Source organism: Methylobacterium sp. Leaf91, from assembly GCF_001422815.1.
In the GTDB taxonomy this organism is placed as follows: domain Bacteria; phylum Pseudomonadota; class Alphaproteobacteria; order Rhizobiales; family Beijerinckiaceae; genus Methylobacterium.
This window is the reverse complement of record NZ_LMMP01000001.1, coordinates 29,573-47,523: the sequence shown is the minus strand read 5'-3', so window position 1 is coordinate 47,523 and position 17,951 is coordinate 29,573. Positions and strand designations below refer to the sequence as shown.

The 17,951-nt window shown below is 65.9% G+C and carries 23 protein-coding genes; 15 read left to right on the top strand and 8 right to left on the bottom strand.

Going from position 1 to position 17,951, the window contains the following annotated elements; all coding sequences use genetic code 11:
* Positions 1–41 precede the first annotated feature (41 nt).
* Positions 42–971, top strand: a complete 930-nt coding sequence (locus tag ASF32_RS00235) for a pyridoxamine 5'-phosphate oxidase family protein (RefSeq protein ID WP_056421960.1) — start codon at positions 42–44, stop codon at positions 969–971.
* Positions 972–1,009: 38 nt separating this feature from the next.
* Here the strand turns inward: ASF32_RS00235 and ASF32_RS25825 are convergent, their stop codons facing one another.
* The gene (locus ASF32_RS25825; protein ID WP_200919005.1) at positions 1,010–1,180 is read right to left on the bottom strand and encodes a hypothetical protein; all 171 of its coding nucleotides are present in this window, start codon (positions 1,178–1,180) and stop codon (positions 1,010–1,012) included.
* Between the two features lie 268 nt (positions 1,181–1,448).
* Between ASF32_RS25825 and ASF32_RS00230 the strand changes: the two genes are divergently transcribed.
* From ASF32_RS00230 to mscL, 3 genes are all read left to right on the top strand, one after another.
* Positions 1,449–2,159 carry a phosphatidylserine decarboxylase gene (locus ASF32_RS00230; protein ID WP_018045459.1) on the top strand — a complete coding sequence of 237 codons (711 nt, stop codon included), beginning with the start codon at positions 1,449–1,451 and terminating at the stop codon, positions 2,157–2,159.
* An 89-nt stretch (positions 2,160–2,248) separates the two neighbouring features.
* Complete coding sequence (locus ASF32_RS00225; RefSeq protein WP_056421958.1) at positions 2,249–3,094, top strand: phosphatidylcholine/phosphatidylserine synthase; 846 nt, start codon at positions 2,249–2,251, stop codon at positions 3,092–3,094.
* Between the two features lie 56 nt (positions 3,095–3,150).
* Positions 3,151–3,573, top strand: a complete 423-nt coding sequence (gene mscL, locus ASF32_RS00220) for a large conductance mechanosensitive channel protein MscL (RefSeq protein ID WP_056423204.1) — start codon at positions 3,151–3,153, stop codon at positions 3,571–3,573.
* Between the two features lie 2 nt (positions 3,574–3,575).
* Here the strand turns inward: mscL and ASF32_RS00215 are convergent, their stop codons facing one another.
* The 3 genes from ASF32_RS00215 to ASF32_RS00205 form a co-directional block, all read right to left on the bottom strand.
* Positions 3,576–3,881, bottom strand: a complete 306-nt coding sequence (locus ASF32_RS00215) for a hypothetical protein (RefSeq protein WP_244478209.1) — start codon at positions 3,879–3,881, stop codon at positions 3,576–3,578.
* 208 nt (positions 3,882–4,089) lie between these two features.
* Positions 4,090–4,500, bottom strand: coding sequence for a DUF1236 domain-containing protein (locus tag ASF32_RS00210; RefSeq protein ID WP_056421956.1), 411 nt, complete (start codon positions 4,498–4,500; stop codon positions 4,090–4,092).
* A 224-nt stretch (positions 4,501–4,724) separates the two neighbouring features.
* Positions 4,725–5,468, bottom strand: coding sequence for a sigma-70 family RNA polymerase sigma factor (locus tag ASF32_RS00205; protein WP_056421955.1), 744 nt, complete (start codon positions 5,466–5,468; stop codon positions 4,725–4,727).
* A gap of 302 nt (positions 5,469–5,770) precedes the next feature.
* Between ASF32_RS00205 and ASF32_RS00200 the strand changes: the two genes are divergently transcribed.
* Positions 5,771–6,538 (top strand): DJ-1/PfpI family protein, encoded by a 768-nt coding sequence (locus tag ASF32_RS00200; RefSeq protein ID WP_082490340.1) that lies wholly within the window; start codon positions 5,771–5,773, stop codon positions 6,536–6,538.
* A gap of 172 nt (positions 6,539–6,710) precedes the next feature.
* The gene (locus tag ASF32_RS00195; RefSeq protein WP_056421954.1) at positions 6,711–8,180 is read left to right on the top strand and encodes an amino acid permease; all 1,470 of its coding nucleotides are present in this window, start codon (positions 6,711–6,713) and stop codon (positions 8,178–8,180) included.
* A gap of 63 nt (positions 8,181–8,243) precedes the next feature.
* On the opposite strand, the gene ASF32_RS00190 is transcribed toward ASF32_RS00195, so the two are convergent.
* A complete protein-coding gene (locus ASF32_RS00190; RefSeq protein ID WP_056421952.1) occupies positions 8,244–9,155 on the bottom strand; it encodes an MBL fold metallo-hydrolase in 912 nt (303 codons plus the stop codon).
* An 822-nt stretch (positions 9,156–9,977) separates the two neighbouring features.
* Between ASF32_RS00190 and ASF32_RS25820 the strand changes: the two genes are divergently transcribed.
* The 5 genes from ASF32_RS25820 (at position 9,978) to ASF32_RS00175 (ending at position 11,856) form a co-directional block, all read left to right on the top strand.
* Positions 9,978–10,151, top strand: a complete 174-nt coding sequence (locus ASF32_RS25820) for a hypothetical protein (RefSeq protein ID WP_200919003.1) — start codon at positions 9,978–9,980, stop codon at positions 10,149–10,151.
* Positions 10,148–10,471: a hypothetical protein gene (locus ASF32_RS00185; protein WP_056421950.1), complete on the top strand. Its 324-nt coding sequence runs from the start codon at positions 10,148–10,150 to the stop codon at positions 10,469–10,471. Before ASF32_RS25820 ends, ASF32_RS00185 begins: the two co-directional genes overlap by 4 nt.
* 132 nt (positions 10,472–10,603) lie before the next feature.
* On the top strand, positions 10,604–10,762 hold the full coding sequence (locus ASF32_RS25815; protein ID WP_200919001.1) for a hypothetical protein: 159 nt from the start codon (positions 10,604–10,606) through the stop codon (positions 10,760–10,762).
* Between the two features lie 242 nt (positions 10,763–11,004).
* On the top strand, positions 11,005–11,256 hold the full coding sequence (locus ASF32_RS00180) for a hypothetical protein (RefSeq protein WP_056421948.1): 252 nt from the start codon (positions 11,005–11,007) through the stop codon (positions 11,254–11,256).
* A 180-nt stretch (positions 11,257–11,436) separates the two neighbouring features.
* A complete protein-coding gene (locus ASF32_RS00175; RefSeq protein WP_056421947.1) occupies positions 11,437–11,856 on the top strand; it encodes a hypothetical protein in 420 nt (139 codons plus the stop codon).
* Positions 11,857–11,869: 13 nt separating this feature from the next.
* On the opposite strand, the gene ASF32_RS00170 is transcribed toward ASF32_RS00175, so the two are convergent.
* The 3 genes from ASF32_RS00170 to ftsE all read right to left on the bottom strand — a co-directional run bounded on the left by ASF32_RS00170 (position 11,870) and on the right by ftsE (position 14,493).
* Positions 11,870–12,562 carry a YdcF family protein gene (locus ASF32_RS00170; protein ID WP_056421946.1) on the bottom strand — a complete coding sequence of 231 codons (693 nt, stop codon included), beginning with the start codon at positions 12,560–12,562 and terminating at the stop codon, positions 11,870–11,872.
* A 264-nt stretch (positions 12,563–12,826) separates the two neighbouring features.
* Complete coding sequence (locus ASF32_RS00165) at positions 12,827–13,762, bottom strand: ABC transporter permease (RefSeq protein ID WP_244478210.1); 936 nt, start codon at positions 13,760–13,762, stop codon at positions 12,827–12,829.
* A gap of 32 nt (positions 13,763–13,794) precedes the next feature.
* Positions 13,795–14,493 carry a cell division ATP-binding protein FtsE gene (gene ftsE / locus ASF32_RS00160; RefSeq protein ID WP_056421937.1) on the bottom strand — a complete coding sequence of 233 codons (699 nt, stop codon included), beginning with the start codon at positions 14,491–14,493 and terminating at the stop codon, positions 13,795–13,797.
* Positions 14,494–14,652: 159 nt separating this feature from the next.
* Between ftsE and ASF32_RS00155 the strand changes: the two genes are divergently transcribed.
* The 4 genes from ASF32_RS00155 to ASF32_RS00140 all read left to right on the top strand — a co-directional run bounded on the left by ASF32_RS00155 (position 14,653) and on the right by ASF32_RS00140 (position 17,929).
* Positions 14,653–15,432 (top strand): zinc-ribbon domain-containing protein, encoded by a 780-nt coding sequence (locus ASF32_RS00155; protein WP_056421936.1) that lies wholly within the window; start codon positions 14,653–14,655, stop codon positions 15,430–15,432.
* Between the two features lie 70 nt (positions 15,433–15,502).
* Positions 15,503–16,072 (top strand): hypoxanthine phosphoribosyltransferase, encoded by a 570-nt coding sequence (gene hpt, locus ASF32_RS00150; protein ID WP_056421935.1) that lies wholly within the window; start codon positions 15,503–15,505, stop codon positions 16,070–16,072.
* A gap of 189 nt (positions 16,073–16,261) precedes the next feature.
* A complete protein-coding gene (locus tag ASF32_RS00145) occupies positions 16,262–16,627 on the top strand; it encodes a response regulator (protein WP_056421932.1) in 366 nt (121 codons plus the stop codon).
* A 96-nt stretch (positions 16,628–16,723) separates the two neighbouring features.
* Entirely contained in the window at positions 16,724–17,929 is a 1,206-nt protein-coding gene (locus tag ASF32_RS00140) for an L-dopachrome tautomerase-related protein (RefSeq protein WP_056421930.1), read from the top strand.
* Positions 17,930–17,951 lie beyond the last annotated feature (22 nt).

Sequence of the window (17,951 nt, the reverse complement as noted above, 5' to 3'; positions counted from 1 at the left end):
CACCACACCCTGCCACGAAACCCTTTCAGTGGGAGATTCCCATGTCATCGGTCCATCACCCCACCTCACCCTGGCATCTGGGCGAGATCGCGATCCAGAATCATGCGGGCGTCACCGAGCGCATGGCCGAGATCGGTCCCCGCGTCATCCGCGACCGGATGATCGACCAGCATCGCGACTTCTTCCGGCACTTACCTTTCGTGGTGCTGGGGGCTGTGGACCCGGAGGGTGAGGTCTGGGCGACGATCCGGGCCGGCGAGCCGGGATTTCTCGACGCGCCGGACCCCTTCCGCCTGCGCGTTCGGAGCGCCGCCGATCCATACGATCCCGCCGAGGCTGGCCTGGCGGACGGATCGGCGGTCGGTCTTCTCGGAATCGATCTGGCGACGCGACGCCGCAATCGCCTGAACGGGATCGTCCGGCGCGAGGAGGGCGACGAATTCGATGTCCGGGTGCAGCAAAGCTTCGGCAATTGCCCGCAATACATCCGGGTCCGGCAGCAGCCTGAGCGTTTACTTGTTCCCGTCGCGGCTGCCCCGGAGATCGGCCACGGCCTCGATGGCCGCGCCCGGGCGCTCATCGCAGGCGCCGATACGTTCTTCGTCGCGACCTATGCGGACGGGGAGGAGGGGAACCGCCAAGTCGATGTCTCGCATCGCGGCGGTGCGCAAGGCTTCGTCCGGATCGGCGAAGACGACGTGCTGACGGTCCCGGATTATTCCGGCAACCGATTCTTCAATACACTTGGAAACATCCGCGCCAATCCTCGCGCCGGGCTCGTCTTCATCGACTTTACCAGCGGTGACCTGCTGCAGATGTCGGGGCGGGCGGAGGTGCTCCTCGATACTCCCGAGATCGCGAGTTTCCCGGGAGCCGAGCGGCTCTGGCGCTTCGCGCCCCGCACCCTCGTCCGGCGCGTGGGGGCCGTGCCGCTCCGGTTCGAGGCCGCTTCACCCCCCGGGCGTGCCTGATCCCCTGGGGCGGGACGGATTTCGCCCCGTGCTTCGCCTCAGCGACGGCGGACCTGGCTCTGTTTCGTGTGGAGCACCTTGCGTGCCCGCGCCTCGTGAATCGCGGCCACCTTCATCAGGAGGCGGCGTTCGACGTCCGAGGGAGCACTCGCGGCACAGTCCCGCAGGGCGATCGCCGCTCGCACATGCATCAGCGCCCGATCCAGCATCCGGTCCTCGCTCTTCGCCTCATTCCCTTCCTGCCTAGCGCCGCTGTGCTTAAGGCATCATCAAGCTGGATGCCGGGGCGGAGCGGTCGCGCGCGCCCAAGGACGCGTCCATTCTTCGCCCGTCTTCACGAAGGTCCGGCCCGGCACCGGGCAGGCCGTCCGGGCGCCGCCGATCCGCTCCGAGAGTTGACGCCGGCCGTCGGGACTGCCAACCCGGCCGCATTGCGGGCGCGGCCGCTCCCTCGGTCCGCAGGAGTACCGAATCTTCATGTCCGATCTGCTTGAGACGATCCGCAGAACCCTCGTGCCGATCCACAAGGAGGGCTACCCCTTCATCCTGATCGGCATCGTGCTGACCGTGCTGTTCGGCTATTTCGCCCAGTTCGCCGGCTGGATCTTCCTGATCCTCACCCTGTGGGTCTGCTATTTCTTCCGCGATCCCGAGCGGGTGACCCCGGTGGCGGACGGCCTGGTGGTTTCCCCGGCCGACGGCCGGGTGAACCTGATCTCCACCGTGCTGCCGCCGCCCGAACTCGACCTGCCGCAGGAGCCGATGACCCGGATCTCGGTCTTCATGAACGTGTTCGATTGCCACGTGAACCGCGTTCCCGTCACCGGCAAGATCGGCCAGATCGTCTACACGCCCGGCCTGTTCCTCAATGCGGAACTCGACAAGGCCAGCGACGACAACGAGCGTAACGGCCTCGTCATCGAGACCACGCATCGCGGCAGCCCCCTGCGCGTCGGCGTCGTGCAGATCGCCGGATTGGTGGCCCGTCGCATCGTCGGCTGGGTGCAGGCGAACGATACCTTGAACGTGGGCGAGCGCTTCGGCCTCATCCGCTTCGGCTCCCGCGTCGACGTCTACCTGCCGGTGGGGACTCGGGTGCTGGTCGGCCTCGGCCAGAAGGCGGTGGCGGGCGAGACCGTTCTCGCCGATCTCGGCGGCGGCCCCGAGCGCAGCTTCCGCCGTATCTGATCCCGCCCGGCCCCGCCCTGGCGGGGTCGCGATCCTTCGCGGACGGTGCCCTTGAGGCCCGTTCGCCCGTCTTTCTGAAAAGGCGCGTCATGGACGATCTCTTTCCGCCCTTCGAGCCGGATGCCAACGAGCCGAAGCCGCGCCGCTTCAAGGCGGTGCCTTTCCGGATGATCGCGCCCAACATGATCACCCTGATGGCGGTGTGCCTCGGGCTGACCGCGATCCGACTGGCATTCGAGGGCAAGTTCGAACCGGCCGTGATCGCCATCGTCGCGGCCGCCTTCCTCGACGGGATCGACGGGCGCGTCGCCCGCATGCTCAAGGGGACGTCGCGTTTCGGGGCCGAGCTCGATTCCCTCGCCGATTTCGTCAATTTCGGCTGCGCGCCGGCGCTCATCCTCTACGGCTTTGCCCTGAAGGAGCTGCGCTCGCTGGGCTGGATCGTCGCCCTGATCTTCGCCATCGCCATGGCCCTGCGTCTCGCCCGCTTCAACGCGATGCTCGACGATCCCAACCGGCCCGCCTGGAAGAAGGACTTCTTCGTCGGCATGCCGGCGCCGGCCGGGGCCCTGACGGCGCTGCTGCCGCTCTATCTCCACTTCCTCGGCCTGCCGATCGAGCGTTGGGCCGCGCCGGTGGTGCTCGGCTACACCCTCTGCATCGCGCTCCTGGTGGTCTCCACCGTGCCGACCTTCTCCGGCAAGACCATGGGCAAGCGCGTTCCCCGCGAATGGGTGCTGCCGATCTTCCTCGTGGTGGTCGCGGCCTTCGGCCTCTTCATCAGCTACCCGTTCGAGGCCATGGTGGTGATGGCGGCCGGCTACCTCATCACCCTGCCGATCGGGGCGGCGCAGTATCGGCGCCGGGCGAAACACGAGGAGCGCCTCGACGCAACCGACCGTGGACAGATCGGTACGGCGCCTGTCGAAACCTGATCGCCTCGCCTAACGTCCCGGCGGGAATGCGGGCGGCGCAAGTTTTGGAGGCGACGGTGCTGGAAGAATTCAAGAAATTCGCGTTGCGCGGCAACGTCGTCGATCTGGCGGTGGGCGTGATCATCGGCGCCGCTTTCGGCTCCATTGTCACCTCCGCCGTCCAAGACGTGTTCATGCCGATCATCGGCGCGATCACGGGCGGGCTCGACTTCTCGAACTACTACATCGCGCTCTCGTCGAGCGTGCAGAAGGGGGCGGCCTACGCGGACGCCAAGAAACAGGGCGCAGTGATCGGCTACGGCCAGTTCATCACGGTGGCGCTCAACTTCATGATCGTCGCCTTCGTGCTATTTCTCGTCATCCGGGCGATGAACAAGCTCCAGTCCCAGGAGGAGGCGAAGCCTGTTCCCGAAACCCCGGCGGACGTGAAGCTGCTGGGCGAGATCCGCGATATCCTCGCGGCCAGACCCAAGGTCTGAGATCAGATCGTCGTCGCGGGCGGTACCTTCAGGTCGTCGAGGAGGCCATCCAGGGCCTGCTCCACCGCCCCGGTGCCTTCCTCATGGGTCTTCAGACGGATCTCGAGACGGCGCAATTGCGGCTCGAACTCTTCCGGCACAGCCGGATCGCCGAGGAATTTCGGCGCATCGTCCTGCGTGGTGAAGACGGAGCGCAGCTGCTGGCCGAGATGATCCCGCACCGGCTCGGGCAAGGCCGGATCGACATCCGCGCCGCCGGCCTGACCGGGGGGCGATTTATCAATGCGGAAGATCGGATCGTTCGCCATATCGGGTCTCTCCTCAATCAAGAGCAATAACCAGCCGGGGCGGAGAGTGTTGCGTGCCTCGACTCACAAATGTTGATGGTACCCGATCCAGCGCCGGTATTTCTGGTATTTCTCGCGCGAACCCCGACGATCTTCCGATCCACGAAAAAGCCCCCGGTGCCGTGGCACCGGGGGCTCTTGCCGAATGGTCAGCTGCGATCGACGATGATTAGTCGATGACTTCGACGATGCGGCGGCTGCGATCCACCAGGACCGGACGGTCGTTGACGATGGTGTAGCGCGCGCCGCGGGCATTGTACTCGGACGGCACGTCGTAATAGGTCACGCCGGTGCCGGGCAGGGTCGCGCCGACGCGGACGTCGCCGTCGTAATTGTAGGAGCTGTGACGCTCGCGGGTGACGTACTGGCGGAAGCGGGGACGGTCGTCGACACCGAGGATGCCACCGACGGTTCCGGTCGCAGCGCCGACGGCACCACCGACGATGGCACCTACGGGACCAGCTGCATCGGCACCTTCCTGGGCGCCACGCTCAGCGCCGCGCACGAGGCCCTGGGCCTGGGCGGCGAGGGGGAGGGACAGAGCGATCGCCGAAGCGGCGAGAAGGGTCTTGATGTTCATGATCGAGATCTCCGTATCCGATGACCCGCGAACGGTGACGCTCAGCGGGGTTCGGGGCAGTAACGCCCCATCTCGGGAAAGGGATGCCTCGAAAATCGATTTTGCCGGAATGTCCCGATCATGCCCCCGATGGGAGAACGATATTCCCCGTCCGCAAGGCGTCGCGGAACGGGTAGCCCGGTGAGCATGGTGGGGAGCCGATCCCGACCGCCCACCGGGCGGAGTCAGGCGTCCTTCGGCATGGCCGACTGGATCAGCCGGTCCGAGCTGAGGTCTTCTTCGTCGTAGCCGAGCAATTCGGCGAGCCGCCCGCGGGCACGGCTGACGCGGCTTTTCACCGTGCCGACCTTGCAGCCCATGATCGTGGCGGCCTCTTCGTAGGACACACCCTCGGCGCCCACGAGGACGAGGGCCTCGCGCTGATCGGGCGGAAGCTTGGCGAGCGCCGTCTGCAGATCCTCGACATCGAGGCGGTCGCCCTGGTGCGGTGCCGTCGCGAGACGCGCCGCGTAGGAGCCGTCCTGGTCTTCCACCTCGCGCACGCGCTTGCGGTGGTCCGAGTAGAAGATGTTGCGCAGGATCGTGAAGAGCCAGGCATTCAGGTTCGTGCCCGGCTGGAACCGTGCGCGATGCTGCCAGCCCTTGAGCAGGGTGTCCTGCACCAGATCGTCCGAGCGGGCCGGATTGCTGGTGAGCGACAGCGCGAAGGCCCGCAGCGACGGCACCGCCGCGAGCAGACCGTTGCGGAACTCGGGCTCCACCTGCTCGCCGCGAGCTTTCAGGGCGGCTTCCAGCTTCTCGATGAGTTCGGCGAAGCGCGTTGCCGGCTCGTCCGCGCCAAGGCGGTCGTAGACGGTGCGGAGCTGGTCGCCGAGATGTGAGCGGATGGTCGCGGTCAGGCCCGGCCGCCCATCGTCGTTCGTGTCGCTCAGGAGGTCGTCGCTGGTTTCAAGGACGTCGCGTGTCATGGCTCGTCGTATTCTGGTCGTTGGGCAGGAAATCGTCCGGTTCGGGCCGGCCGTATCGGATCGGTCCGCCTGACATCGACGGCGAGGCCGTAGCGTGTCTCGGGTTGTAGCGCATCATACCCGGTCACGCACCCCGCCAAGCCACGCAAATGGCGACCTGCACCGTTCGCGTCCACATGCGGCGGATGGCATCGGCGGCGGCGACATCTTCCCGATATCGAGGAAGGAGGGCCGCCTCTGCTTGCGCCCCATATCCGGCCATTGTCTCACCTGTCTCTCTGCCATCGCGAAAGGGATCGTCCATGCATCGTCGCGCCTTCACGGCGAGTCTCACGGCGGCCGTCCTGGCCGGGCCGGGCGATGCGGTTCGCGCGTCGGCTCGTGGCAGGCCACCCGTCAGCATTGCGATGCTGATGTTTCCCGGCATGACGGCTCTCGACCTCGTCGGGCCGCAGGCGATCCTGGCGGGTCTGGCCGGCGGCCGGCTCCACCTCGTGGCTCGCCAGACAGGCCCGATCCCCAGCGATACGGGCCTGACAATGGTGGCCGATACGTCCTTCGAGACCTGTCCGGGCGAGATCGACGTACTCTTCGTGCCCGGCGGCGACGCGACCCCCGGCCAGATGCGCGAGGAGGCGACCCTCGCCTTCCTGCGCGACCGGGCGGCACGAGCGTCCTGGGTCACCAGCGTCTGCACCGGTTCGCTCATCCTCGGCGCGGCGGGACTGCTCGACGGCTACCGCGCTACCTCGCACTGGTGCGTGCGCGAGACCGTGCTGCCGCGCCTCGGCGCCATTCCGGTGAACCGGCGCGTGGTGGTCGATCGCAACCGGATCACGGCGGCGGGTATTTCCGCCGGCCTCGACTTCGCTCTCGTCCTGGCGGCCCTTCTGCACGGCGACGATGCTGCGAGGACGAGCCAGCTTGTCGCCGAATATGCGCCGGAACCGCCCTTCTCCGCCGGCACGCCCGAGACTGCCGGGCCGGATATCGCCGCTGGCGCCGGAGCGATTCTCAAGGATCTGGTGGATGGGTCTCTCGCGGCCGCGGCGAGCTACGCGCCGCGATGAGGTCCGGGGCGCGGGGCCTCCGGCCGCACATGGTCTCCGTCCCCCGCGAGGGCGCGTCATTTTGCCGGAACTCTGTTGAATGGCCAAGGTTTAGCCCCTGGCGAGAAAGCTGCATGGTCGCGATGCGCTGGCCGCCGGACTTCCGCGCTCCAACCATGAAGGGCATCGATCCATGGCATCAGGCCTCGCTGGCGATCTCACCCGGACGAAATCCCTCGAGCGACTGAATGCCGATGCCGAAGGGGGGGAGCACAAGCTCGAGCGCACCCTCGGTCCCTGGAGCCTCGTCGCCCTCGGCATCGGCGCGGTGATCGGAGCCGGCCTGTTCTCCCTCACCGGGATCGCGGCGGCCGAGCATGCCGGTCCCGCCGTAGTGATCTCCTTCGCCATCGCGTCGATCGCCTGCGCCTTCGCCGGCATGTGCTACAGCGAGCTCGCGGGCATGATCCCCGTGGCGGGTTCGGCCTATACCTACGCCTATGCCACGATGGGCGAGTTCGTGGCCTGGATCATCGGCTGGGACCTCGTGCTCGAATACGCTGTCGGCGCGGCCACCGTCTCGGTGAGCTGGTCGAGCTACGTCACCCGGTTCCTGCGTGACACCCTCGGCATCAACCTGCCGCCCAGCCTCGTCAATTCCCCCTTTGAGACCTACACGGTCGACGGGGTGACGGCGCATGGCATCGTCAACCTGCCGGCCATCCTCATCATCGTCGCCGTCTCGGCCCTGCTGATGATCGGCATCCGCGAATCCGCCCGGGTCAACGCCGTCGTCGTGGCGATCAAGCTCGCGGTGGTGGCGGTCGTGGTGGGCGTCGGCCTGTTCTACATCAAGGCGCAGAACTACGTGCCGTTCATTCCCGAGAATACCGGGACCTTCGGCGAGTACGGTTGGAGCGGCATCATGCGCGGCGCCGGCGTGGTGTTCTTTGCCTATATCGGGTTCGATGCGGTCTCGACGGCGGCGCAGGAGGCCAAGAACCCCCAGCGCAACATGATGATCGGCATCCTCGGCTCGCTGGCCATCTGCACGGTGATCTACATCGCCTTCGCCGGTGTGCTCACCGGCCTCGTGCATTACGACGCCATGAAGGGCGATGCTGCGCCTGTGAACACGGCGATCGCCCAGACACCGTTCCCGTGGCTGAAAAGCCTCGTGACGCTCGGCGTCATCGCCGGCTTCTCCACCGTGATCCTGGTTCTGCTGCTGGGCCAGAGCCGGGTGTTCTACTCCATGAGCCAGGACCGGCTGCTGCCGGGCTTCTTTTCCAAGATTCATCCGACCTGGAAGACGCCCTATCGCTCGAACCTGTTCTTCATGGTGTTCACGAGTGCTCTGGGCGGCTTCCTGCCGATCAGCCAGCTCGGCCACATGACCAGCATCGGCACCCTGCTCGCCTTCATCCTGGTCTGTGCGGGAGTCATCATCCTGCGCCGGACTCAGCCCGATGCGCGACGGGACTACCGGACGCCGCTGGTGCCGCTGGTGCCAATCCTCGGCATCGTCAGCTGCCTCGCCATGATGGTGTCCCTCGACGGCCAGACCTGGCTGCGACTGATTGCCTGGCTCGCGGTAGGACTTGTGATCTACTTCGCCTGGAGCCGACGCAACAGCCGTCTCGGCCGGGCGGAGGCGGCCTGACCGTAGCAGTCTCGGCTGTCCCCAGGGAACGGGATCCGGTGCTCGGGACGGCGGCCTGATCCGTCAGGCTGTCTTGATCAGCGACAAGAGAGGGCTTTTGGAATCCTTCTCCACCATCACCTCGCCCACATGGACGATCTGCCGCTCGCGCGCGACGAACGCCGTCGGCATTTCGGACTGCATCTCGGCTTCCACGGCACGCAGCATGGCGTCGCTATGGGCGGGATGGAGATGGATGATCGCGAGCGCCTTGGCACCGGCGGCCTTCGCCAGTTCGACGCCCTTCTGCCATGTGGAATGACCCCAGCCGCAGCAGCGCGGATATTCCGACTCGGTGAACATGCCGTCGTAGACGAGGAGGTCCGAGCCTTCCACGAACCGGCGCAGGGACTCGTCCGGCCACGGGTCGGAATGCTCGATGTCGCTGATGATGCAGAGGCGTTTTCCGCCATGGTCGAAGCGGTACCCCACCGATCCTTGCGGGTGGTTGAGGAGGATCGTGTCCACACGCGACCCATCGGGGAAATCGAGCGCCTCGCCGGCCTTGAAGCCGTGATGGGCAAGGGTGCAGGGAAGGATGTCCAAGGTCACCGGGAAGAGTGGCGGCGAGAACAGGCGGTCCAGGGTCTCCTTCGCGCTCGCTCCGTCGAGATTGCCGCAATAGGTGTTGATCGTCCGTTCCGGGTTGAAGATGACCGGCTTGAAGAACGGCAGACCCGCCGTGTGGTCGAGATGCAGATGGCTCAACAGGAGGTCGATCTCTTTCGGCATCTCCTCGCGGTGATGCAGCCCGCAGGCATTCAGGCCCGAGCCGGCATCGACGATGAACAGGCGCGAGCCGCAGCGGATCTCCAGGCACGGGGTGTTGCCGCCGAACTCGACATAATCCGGCCCGCTAACGGGCGTGGAACCGCGGACGCCCCAGAAGCGTAGGGAGAGGCCGTCTTCGGTCGAGGGCGTGTGCGTCATACTCATGGTTCGACTACCGATTGCCCGATCCGCCTGAGACCCGGTGCCTTTCGGCGCACCGATGCGATCCATTCTTCGCGAGAACGGTCACAAACAGGTTGCCAGGATCGAAGTGGGGTTGACCATGAGGTAGTCAGCCCCCTCCGACATCGATGTGCGGCCACGCACACAGCCTGGAGACGCTCGTCCTCGGCAAAACCGCGCTCACCGGCCAGCTTTCAATTGGAGCGAGCCCAATATTCGCCTGCGTGAAATGGCCGAGGCTCCGGGCGGCCGTCGCCTCGGGCAGAGCCAATGTGGCGTTGCCGAGACGGCGAATCCGGCCCTCGTGACGAGTTCGTGCCCGATCCTGACGACAGCATCTCCGTCGCGATTCCAGAGAAAATCGGGAAATGTCTTTGCCGGAGCCTTCTCGGCTCGGCCCATCGACCTTTGCACTCTTCGGTCTCCGACACTCGGACTTCCCGATCCTGATCGGCACGTGCTTTACCGAAATCTATCGTCCGGGAAACGATGAGGGCCGAGGCTGCGCATGGATTCCGGCCTATGGGGGAAGGACCGGCTGACGGCATGGGCCGTCACGGCCATCGCTGGCGCTGGATGCGGATACAAGGAACCGGAAGTGGAGCAGCTTGGCGCTCTCCCGTGCTACCGCTGATGGGCAGCTATGGCTCGCGAATTCGAATATTTCCAAATCAAGACTGCGGAATATTTCCGCTGCTCGCATTTTATAGTCTTTCCAATATTCAAGCTTACTCTTGATTGATTGGGGTGATTGCCTCTTTATGTCGGTTATCGGGGCAATGCGCGATGAGAAGGCCGTCCAAAATGGAACGGATGCTGGAACTGGTCCGCGGCTATGCACGGCTGGCGTGGTGGGATGGCTGTGCCGTCGACATGAGCCTTCACCGCCTTGCCGACTTCATCGATTTCCTGGCTGCCGCGAGGGAGCCGGCGCTTAGGCACGAGCCGATTCCGATTGTAAAAGGAGAGATTGCGTGAGCGCCTTCCGATCGACCCGGCCATGTATCGAGCCGCCCAAAGAGGGAAGCGAACTGGACGAGGCCTTGCGCCGCGCCTTCTGGACCAGCCTGAACCGCCATCCCCTTCCGGCGCTCCAGGCGCTGGCCACGGCGGCACGGACCATCGGGACCCTGTATCGACAGATTGCCCAGGCACATGAAGGCCCCGGCGGCTGTGGTTGCGGTTGGGAGCCCGACCCGGACAGCGATCTCATCGTGCTCGAAGCCAATCTGGCCGCTTCCCTGCTGAAGCCGCCCGAACCAGACCTCGCCCACATGGTGACGCTCGGACGAGCGTGACGTCTCATCGGGGTCACTGGCGCGCCGGGGCGTCGATCCACCGTCCCACCTATCGAGACGCAAGATCGCGGAAGGGATTGGTTAACCCACCAGCCCGCATGATCGGCTCGATCCTGCAGGGTGGAGGTGGGAATGGACGTGATCTACCGCGGTCTCGAAACGTCGCTCCTCGGCCTCACCCTGGTCCTTGGCATCGCGGCCTTGGCCCTTCCTTCGCTGGCGCCCCGGATACTCGGCGCTCCGGAACTCGCCGTGACCCTGCCCTTGCTCAGTGTCACCGCCGCACATTGAGGGTTTCGCGCCGGATTTGCGACCCGGCAGTCGATGTTTGAGGTGATCGCCTCAGGCGACGATCATGGCGCTGGCTGTGCGGTTCGACACAATCGACCCATGCTGACGACTTTCACAGTGCGTTGCGTCATCGCACTGCAACTGTTTCGCCCTCACGCGACTTTATAGACCAAGCGCTGCGGTGAGCGCACTGGCTTGGGTCTTTAAGGCGCTCCGGACAACGGCGCGCGGGCAAGGTTGCGATGGCGAAACGATTCGGTCTTTCCGCTGCGTTGGGCGTTGCGCTCGTCGTCGGCGCCACCTCTATCCCGGCCTCCGCGATGCCGGGAACCGAGGGAGCCTCGTCCACGAGTGTTCAGCGGGACGCGGAAGTCGGCAAAGTCGCATTGACGGTAGAGGCCGAGGACGATGCCCTGGCCTGCACGAAATCGCGCAAGCGGTTGTTCGTCGATGGCGAGGGCTGGATCGTTCGCCGGGTCACCACCTGCCGCTGAGGTGATCGCCGCTGCAGTCGTGCGGGACCGGTTCATGCATGTGGTCTCGTCCGTTTCGTTCATTCCGGCTATCCGACCACCGTATGGCTCGTTCGTCAGTCGAGCCATCGTTCCCGGCTCAGGCCTACGCGCTGCGAGGTTCGCATGTTGGCGATGAGGAGATGGTCAGCGCATTCAGCAATGCTGGTGCTCACCCTCCTCATTGTGCCCGTTGCCCATGCGCAGAGAGCGGTGACTTCCGGCTACGGTCATTCTGATCTCCGGTTCGATGATCGCTACGCCGGACCGTATCCGGCTGCGGCGTATGGTGTCGCTCCGCTGGTACGCTTCCCGCGTCCGACCGAACTCGTTCCGAGCGCTTGGGGCTATGGAACTTACGGCATTCCCACCGCGACCGGCATCCGTCCCGCCTCAGTAGGGACACCCGTTGTATACGTGATCGACACGCCCGCCCGCCGGGTCATGCGCCAGACCCGCAATCCTGGGCCGCGCATTGTGTCGCGTAAGGCGCGAAAGCCGGATCCTGCATCTCTTGCCATACACCATCAGGCCGGCGCGGAGGTCGTGACCCTGCGCATGGAGCGCACCAGCTCGCGCTGAAGACAGAGCCTTGTCAGTATTGCGCGCGCAGGACCGCTTCGGAGACGAGCTTGATCGGCTTTCCCCTGCCCATCATGATCGCCGCCCGCGACTGTTCCGGGTCGGCCTCGAACCGCGTCCGCAACCAGGCGACGAGGAACTTCAGGTATTCTGAACCAATGAGCTTCGCCGTTCCCGGATGACGCCACCAGCGGTCGGCGTCGAAACCTTCCGCGATCACCGGATGGGGGAGGACGCGGTCCTTGCCCATCAATGCGTGGTCGAGCTCCACCAGGGTTCGGGGCATATGATAATTCGACGTCACCACGGCCACGGTGTTGAACCGGTGCTGGCGCATCCAGCGACGGGTCTCGATGGCGTTGCCGATCGTGTTGCGGGCCCGGTAATCGAGATCGACACAGCACTCGATCCAGTGGCGCTGGCTCGGATTGAGCCGGGCGATCTCGTCGCGGCTGGTCCGCTCGTTCACGCCGGTGATGAGAAGACGTCGGCCATAGCCACCGGCCAGAAGGTCGATCGCGTCGCCGATGCGCTGGGCACCCCCGGTCAAGGCCACGATCCCGTCCGCACGGCCGTCGAGAGTGCGCTCGTCACGGGCGATCGATTCCGCGAACACCAGGAAGCCGGCGAGAAGGGCCAGGGTAGCGACGGCACCGAGTCCGAGAGCGATTTGACCGAGACGGCGGAGGGTTGAAGACATCACCATGGCGATCCGCGCGGGAGGCACCGACGATTCCGCCCGACCCCGTGGCCAGACCCAACCGAACGCCTCTGGAGGGCGAGTGGTGCCGTGTCCTGACATCCGCGTGGCCATTCTCCAAAGGTAGCGCGGAATGCGTCATCCGCGAGGCGACATTTCCGCCCCGATGGGTTTACGAATGGTTAACGCGAATCCGGCGCGGATGTCTGTAGTCCTATGATGTCATACGGAACCGCTGATCCGGCGGGTCCGGCACCCGGAAAACCGGCTTCAGCGCAGGAAACGCCGGACGGTCAGCCGCGAGACGATGCCGGTGACCACCGATGCGATGACGCCGATGAGGAGGACAGCGGCATAGCCGCGCCAACCGATATGGAACGCACCGAATAAGGCCTCGATCTCGTCCCCGGCGGGTCCCGAGCGCCAGACCTGGGCGAGCAGTCCGGCGAGCGCGAACACGGCCAGAGCCAAGCACGAGCCGATGATCCCGCCACGCAGGCCGAGTCGGAAGAACCGACGCTGGAACGCGCGGGCGATGAAGTCGTCGTTCGCGCCGACGAAATGCAGCACCTCCACGACCTCGCGATTGCCGGCCATGGCTCCTCGTGTGGCGAACACGACGGCGAGGCCGGTGGCGATCAGGACGAGGGTCACGATACCGACTCCGACGCCGACGAAGGTATTGGCCATGGTCGAGAGCCGCTGAAGCCACAAGGCATGGTCGTCGAGGCTCGCGACCCCCGGCATCGCCTCGCTGAGCGACCCCCGCAATCCCTTCAAATCCGGGGGAGGGGATTCCGCGAGCTTCAGGGTGACGAGACGCGGTACCGGAAGGTCCGAGAGGTCGAGGCCGCTCCCGAGCCAGGGTTCGAGCAGGCGCTCCGCCTCCGTCTTCGAGAAGATCCGCGTGCTGGCGATGCCGGGCGTGGCCTTGGCCAACGACTCGGCCCTCGCCACATCGGCATCGATGTCACGGCCGACGCTGGGCCTCACCTGGATCGTCACTTCCTGCGCGACGCTGCCCTGCCACTGGTTGGCACTGGACGCGACGATCTCGGCCGCCCCGGCGCACAGGGCGGCCAGGAAGGTCAGGATCGCGATCACCGCGGCGAGCGCCCGGCTCGCCGCCGAATCGGTGGGGACAAGGGGCGCGTTGCGTCGCAGGGTCGCCGGCAGGCCGGCCTCCTGGTCGGGTGTGACGGGCATCGCGGGACGCGGGTCTAGGCTAGCCTCACCCATCAGCGTTCGATCTGAAGCCGGCCCTGGCCCAGAACGAGCCGGGGGGCGTCGACGAGGTCCATCAAGGCGAAATCGTGGGTCGCGATCAGGACCGAGGTGCCGAGGCGGTTGAGTTCGATGAACAGCCGCAACAGACGGCGGCCGAGGCCGGGATCGACATTGCCGGTGGGTTCGTCGGCAAGGAGCAGGTCGGGCCGGGCGATCAGCGCGCGGGCGATCGCCGCGCGCTGTTTCTCGCCGCCCGACAGAAGCGGCGGCAGGACATGCATGCGCTCGCCGAGGCCGACCCAGCGCAGGAGTTCCACCACCTCGGCGCGGTAGCTCGTTTCCGCCCGACCCTGGACGCGCAGAGGGAGGGCGACGTTCTCGTAGGTGGTCAGGTGGTCGAGCAGGCGGAAATCCTGAAACACGATGCCCATCCGCCGGCGCAGGCCGGTGAGCGCCTCGTTGGAAATATCGCTGACCTCTTCCCCGAACACCGAGACCAATCCGCGCGTCGGCCGCACCGAAAGCAGGATCAGGCGCAGCAGGGTGGTCTTTCCCGCGCCCGAAGGGCCGGTGAGGAACTGGAACGAGCGCGGGGCGATCTGGAAGCTCACGTCGCTCAGCACTTCCGGCCCGAGGCCGTAGCGCATGCCGACATTCTCGAACTGAACCACGGGCTCCTCGACGCCCGACAGGAGGCTGTCACGGCTCACGCTAGGGTCCCGGATCCGTCGATGCGCGATTCTGCTGACAAGCCTGCCCTCCCATATCCGCCGCTTCACGGAGGATTAACCGCTTCCGGCGATGACGGTGTGAGTCTTTTTCACCGAGCCGGCAACTGCCGATCGAGATATTCGAGGCGGCGATTCGCCATGCTGATCGTATGCCCCTCCTGCGCAAGCGAATACGACATCGCCACCGACAGGGTCGGCGTCGAGGGTCGCTCCGTGCGCTGCGCCGCCTGTCGCGAGACCTGGTTCATCTCACCCGACGAGGTCGCCGCCGCCCTTGCCGAGGAGATGGCCGAGATTCAGGCGGCGATGGGCTCTGTGGAGGGGCGCGGCGAAGCGCAGGCCGATCTCGATGCATGGGAAGCGGCTTTGGCCGAGGAGGCCCAGTCCGCGACGGCGGAGCCGGTGTCTGAAGATAAGCCGGTTCGCAAGGCCAGGGGGCGGACGCCGCCAAAGAAGCGCTGGAGCGCCCCGTCGCCCGCCGCCGCCTTCGGGCTCGCCCTGCTGGCCGGCATTCCCCTGGCGCTCCTCGCGCGCAGCACCGTGGTGCGGGCCATGCCCCAGAGCGCCTCGCTCTATGCCCGGATCGGTATGCCGGTGAACCTTCGCGGCATCGAGATCCGCGATCTCGCGGCCTACCAGACCCAGGGCGAGGGGGCGGCGTCCCAACTCGTCATAGAAGGCGACGTGGTCGGTGTGGCGGGCACCACCGTCCCGGTACCGCCGATCGAAATCCAGGTGCGCGACGCGCAGGACCAGACCATCTACCGCTGGACCGTGACGCCGCCGCGTTCCAGCCTCGAGGACCGCGAGACGGCCCGGTTCAGGGCGAGCTTGTCGTCTCCTCCGGCACAGGGGCGTACGATCAAGGTTGGGTTCGCGCCGGAACGTGGAGCGCCGGAAGCGGATGTCGCTCACTGACCCCTGACATTGCCGCTGGTTGAGGGCAAAAATCGATGCCAGCCGGCTCTGCTCGTGGTAGGGAGAATGTATGACCAGCCCGACCCGACGCGTCCGCGTCCTCTTCGACGAAGCCGCCATCGCGAACCGCAACGAGGAGCTAGCCGCAGCCATCGTCGCGGCCAAGCCCGAGAACCTCCTTGTCGTGGCGGTTCTCAAAGGCAGCTTCATGTTCGCCGCCGACCTGCTGCGGGCCTTGCACCGCTCGGGCCTGTCGCCACAGGTCGAGTTCGTGCACCTGTCGAGCTACCGCAGCGGGACGGTATCCTCGGGGCAGGTCGCGATCCTGCGGGACGTGGAGAGCGAGGTTCGCGGACGCGACGTGCTGCTCGTGGACGATATCCTGGAATCGGGACGCACCGTCGTCTTCGCCAAGGATCTGCTCATGGCGCGTGGGGCCAAGCGGGTGCTGACCGCCGTTCTGCTGGAGAAGCCGGGCAAGCGGGCCGTGACCATCGATGCCGATTTCGTCGGCTTCACCTGCCCCGATGTGTTCGTGGTGGGCTACGGCATGGATGTCGCGCACGAATATCGGCAACTTCCCTTCGTCGGTCTCGTGGACCATGTGAGCAGCGAGCCGGATCTCTTCGGCGGAACCTGAGCCCCCCTCTTCAGGGAGGCGAGGCACGCGATGAATCGGGTTCGCGAGGGTTCACCCGTGGGTTTATGGCGACAATTGCGCGCGGCCACATATTGCGCAACATTTACGTATTATTTGATGCAAAGCAGCCCTTGACATAGGGGCTGAGTAGAAGCGCAGTCTGGGCGGTCCAGCAGAGACAAAGAGTTGATGGCGCGAATTCTCCTTGTTGATGACGAAGAGCCGGTACGTGGTTTCCTGAAGCGGGGCCTGGAAATTGACGGTCATTCCGTCGTGACGGCGTCGGATGGCAGTGACGGACTGGATCGGCTGACGGAGGCGGACGGGGCGTTCGATTTGATGCTCACCGATATCCGCATGCCGCTCATGGACGGCATCGCCCTCGCCCTCGCAGCAAAGCGCGATTTTCCCAACTTGACCATCCTCCTGATGACGGGGTTCGCCGACCAGCGCGAGCGTGCCCGCGGTCTCGACGCCATCGTCACCGACGTGCTGACGAAGCCGTTCTCGCTGGCGGACCTGCGTTCCACCGTGAGGCGCGCGCTCGCCGCCTGAAGACGCGTCATCCTTGAAAATTTGATTGAAGCTTGGCCGCCGGTCGTTGCGTTGCCGGAGGGAGCAGTACCTCTCTCTCCCCGCCACGAGTGCCCCATGATGTCATCCACGACCACCCGCGCCGCCCTGGCCGCGGTGCTTCTCTCCGGCACGATCGTCGCGGGCTCCGCATGGGCTGAAGCCCAGACTGGTTCGGTACCCGCCGGCGCCCTCGCCAAGGTCGCCAGCTTCGAGCACCAAGTGACCGGCGTTACCGTGACGAAGGACGGACGCGTCTTCGTCAATTTCCCCCGTTGGACGGAGGACAGCGCCGTCTCCGTTGCCGAGGTAAAGGACGGTCGGATCACGCCCTTCCCCGATGCCGAGTGGAACGCCTGGCGCAACGCGCGCAAGGACGAGGTTTCGGCGGGCGACCATTGGATCTGTGTCCAGAGTGTCGTGGCGAGCCCCGACGGCAATCTCTGGGTTCTCGATCCGGCCGCTCCCGCTATGGCCGCATTGGTGAAGAACGGGCCGAAGCTCGTGGAGATCGACCTCAAGACGAACAAGCCCGCTCGCATCATCGCCTTCGACGAGGCGGTGGCCCCGCAGGGCTCCTACCTCAACGACGTCCGCTTCTCGCCGGATGGGAAGACCGCCTACATCACCGACTCGGGTGCCAGCGGTGCCCTCGTCGTGGTCGATCTCGCCAGCGGCAAGGCCCGTCGCCTCCTCGACGGCGATCCGACGACCCAACCCGACAAGAGCGTCACGGTGACCTATGAGGGCAAGCCGCTGCGGCGACCCGATGGGCGCGGCGTGGAATTCGCCGCCGATGGTATCGCCCTCTCGCCCGATGGCGGCACCCTCTACTGGCAGGCGATCAAGGGGCGAACCCTCTACAGCCTGCCCACATCCGCGCTCACCGGCTGGCTGACCTCGTCGCTTGTGCCGGAGGCGCTCAGCGACCGGAGCCTGTCGGCCAAGGTCGAGACGGTGGGCGACAACGGTCCCGCTGACGGCCTTATCATCTCGCGCAAGGATGGGCGGATGTACGTCACCTCGCCCCAGGACGATTCGATCAAGGTTCGGGACCTGTCCACCAAGGGCTCCGCCCTCACGATTCTGATTCAGGACAAGCGCCTGCGCTGGCCCGATACTTTCGCCGAGGGACCGGACGGGACCCTCTACGTGACGACCTCTCGTATCCAGGATTCGGCCTTCTACAAGGCCGGCGCCCCGGCGGCTCTGCCGACCGACCTGTGGAGCATCAAACTGACGAGCGACGCCGCCGGCTCGACGACGAGCCCATCGGCCCGCTGAGACCGAAGGCCCGACCTGTCGA

Coding starts and splice junctions, on each gene's coding strand:
- ASF32_RS00235 (WP_056421960.1), top strand. CDS start 42: ATGTCATCGGTCCATCACCCCACCTCACCCTGGCATCTGGGCGAGATC.
- ASF32_RS25825 (WP_200919005.1), bottom strand. CDS start 1,180: ATGCTGGATCGGGCGCTGATGCATGTGCGAGCGGCGATCGCCCTGCGG.
- ASF32_RS00230 (WP_018045459.1), top strand. CDS start 1,449: ATGTCCGATCTGCTTGAGACGATCCGCAGAACCCTCGTGCCGATCCAC.
- ASF32_RS00225 (WP_056421958.1), top strand. CDS start 2,249: ATGGACGATCTCTTTCCGCCCTTCGAGCCGGATGCCAACGAGCCGAAG.
- ASF32_RS00215 (WP_244478209.1), bottom strand. CDS start 3,881: ATGGCGAACGATCCGATCTTCCGCATTGATAAATCGCCCCCCGGTCAG.
- ASF32_RS00210 (WP_056421956.1), bottom strand. CDS start 4,500: ATGAACATCAAGACCCTTCTCGCCGCTTCGGCGATCGCTCTGTCCCTC.
- ASF32_RS00205 (WP_056421955.1), bottom strand. CDS start 5,468: ATGACACGCGACGTCCTTGAAACCAGCGACGACCTCCTGAGCGACACG.
- ASF32_RS00200 (WP_082490340.1), top strand. CDS start 5,771: ATGCATCGTCGCGCCTTCACGGCGAGTCTCACGGCGGCCGTCCTGGCC.
- ASF32_RS00195 (WP_056421954.1), top strand. CDS start 6,711: ATGGCATCAGGCCTCGCTGGCGATCTCACCCGGACGAAATCCCTCGAG.
- ASF32_RS00190 (WP_056421952.1), bottom strand. CDS start 9,155: ATGAGTATGACGCACACGCCCTCGACCGAAGACGGCCTCTCCCTACGC.
- ASF32_RS25820 (WP_200919003.1), top strand. CDS start 9,978: ATGGAACGGATGCTGGAACTGGTCCGCGGCTATGCACGGCTGGCGTGG.
- ASF32_RS25815 (WP_200919001.1), top strand. CDS start 10,604: ATGGACGTGATCTACCGCGGTCTCGAAACGTCGCTCCTCGGCCTCACC.
- ASF32_RS00180 (WP_056421948.1), top strand. CDS start 11,005: ATGGCGAAACGATTCGGTCTTTCCGCTGCGTTGGGCGTTGCGCTCGTC.
- ASF32_RS00175 (WP_056421947.1), top strand. CDS start 11,437: ATGCTGGTGCTCACCCTCCTCATTGTGCCCGTTGCCCATGCGCAGAGA.
- ASF32_RS00170 (WP_056421946.1), bottom strand. CDS start 12,562: ATGGTGATGTCTTCAACCCTCCGCCGTCTCGGTCAAATCGCTCTCGGA.
- ASF32_RS00165 (WP_244478210.1), bottom strand. CDS start 13,762: ATGCCCGTCACACCCGACCAGGAGGCCGGCCTGCCGGCGACCCTGCGA.
- ASF32_RS00155 (WP_056421936.1), top strand. CDS start 14,653: ATGCTGATCGTATGCCCCTCCTGCGCAAGCGAATACGACATCGCCACC.
- hpt (WP_056421935.1), top strand. CDS start 15,503: ATGACCAGCCCGACCCGACGCGTCCGCGTCCTCTTCGACGAAGCCGCC.
- ASF32_RS00145 (WP_056421932.1), top strand. CDS start 16,262: ATGGCGCGAATTCTCCTTGTTGATGACGAAGAGCCGGTACGTGGTTTC.
- ASF32_RS00140 (WP_056421930.1), top strand. CDS start 16,724: ATGATGTCATCCACGACCACCCGCGCCGCCCTGGCCGCGGTGCTTCTC.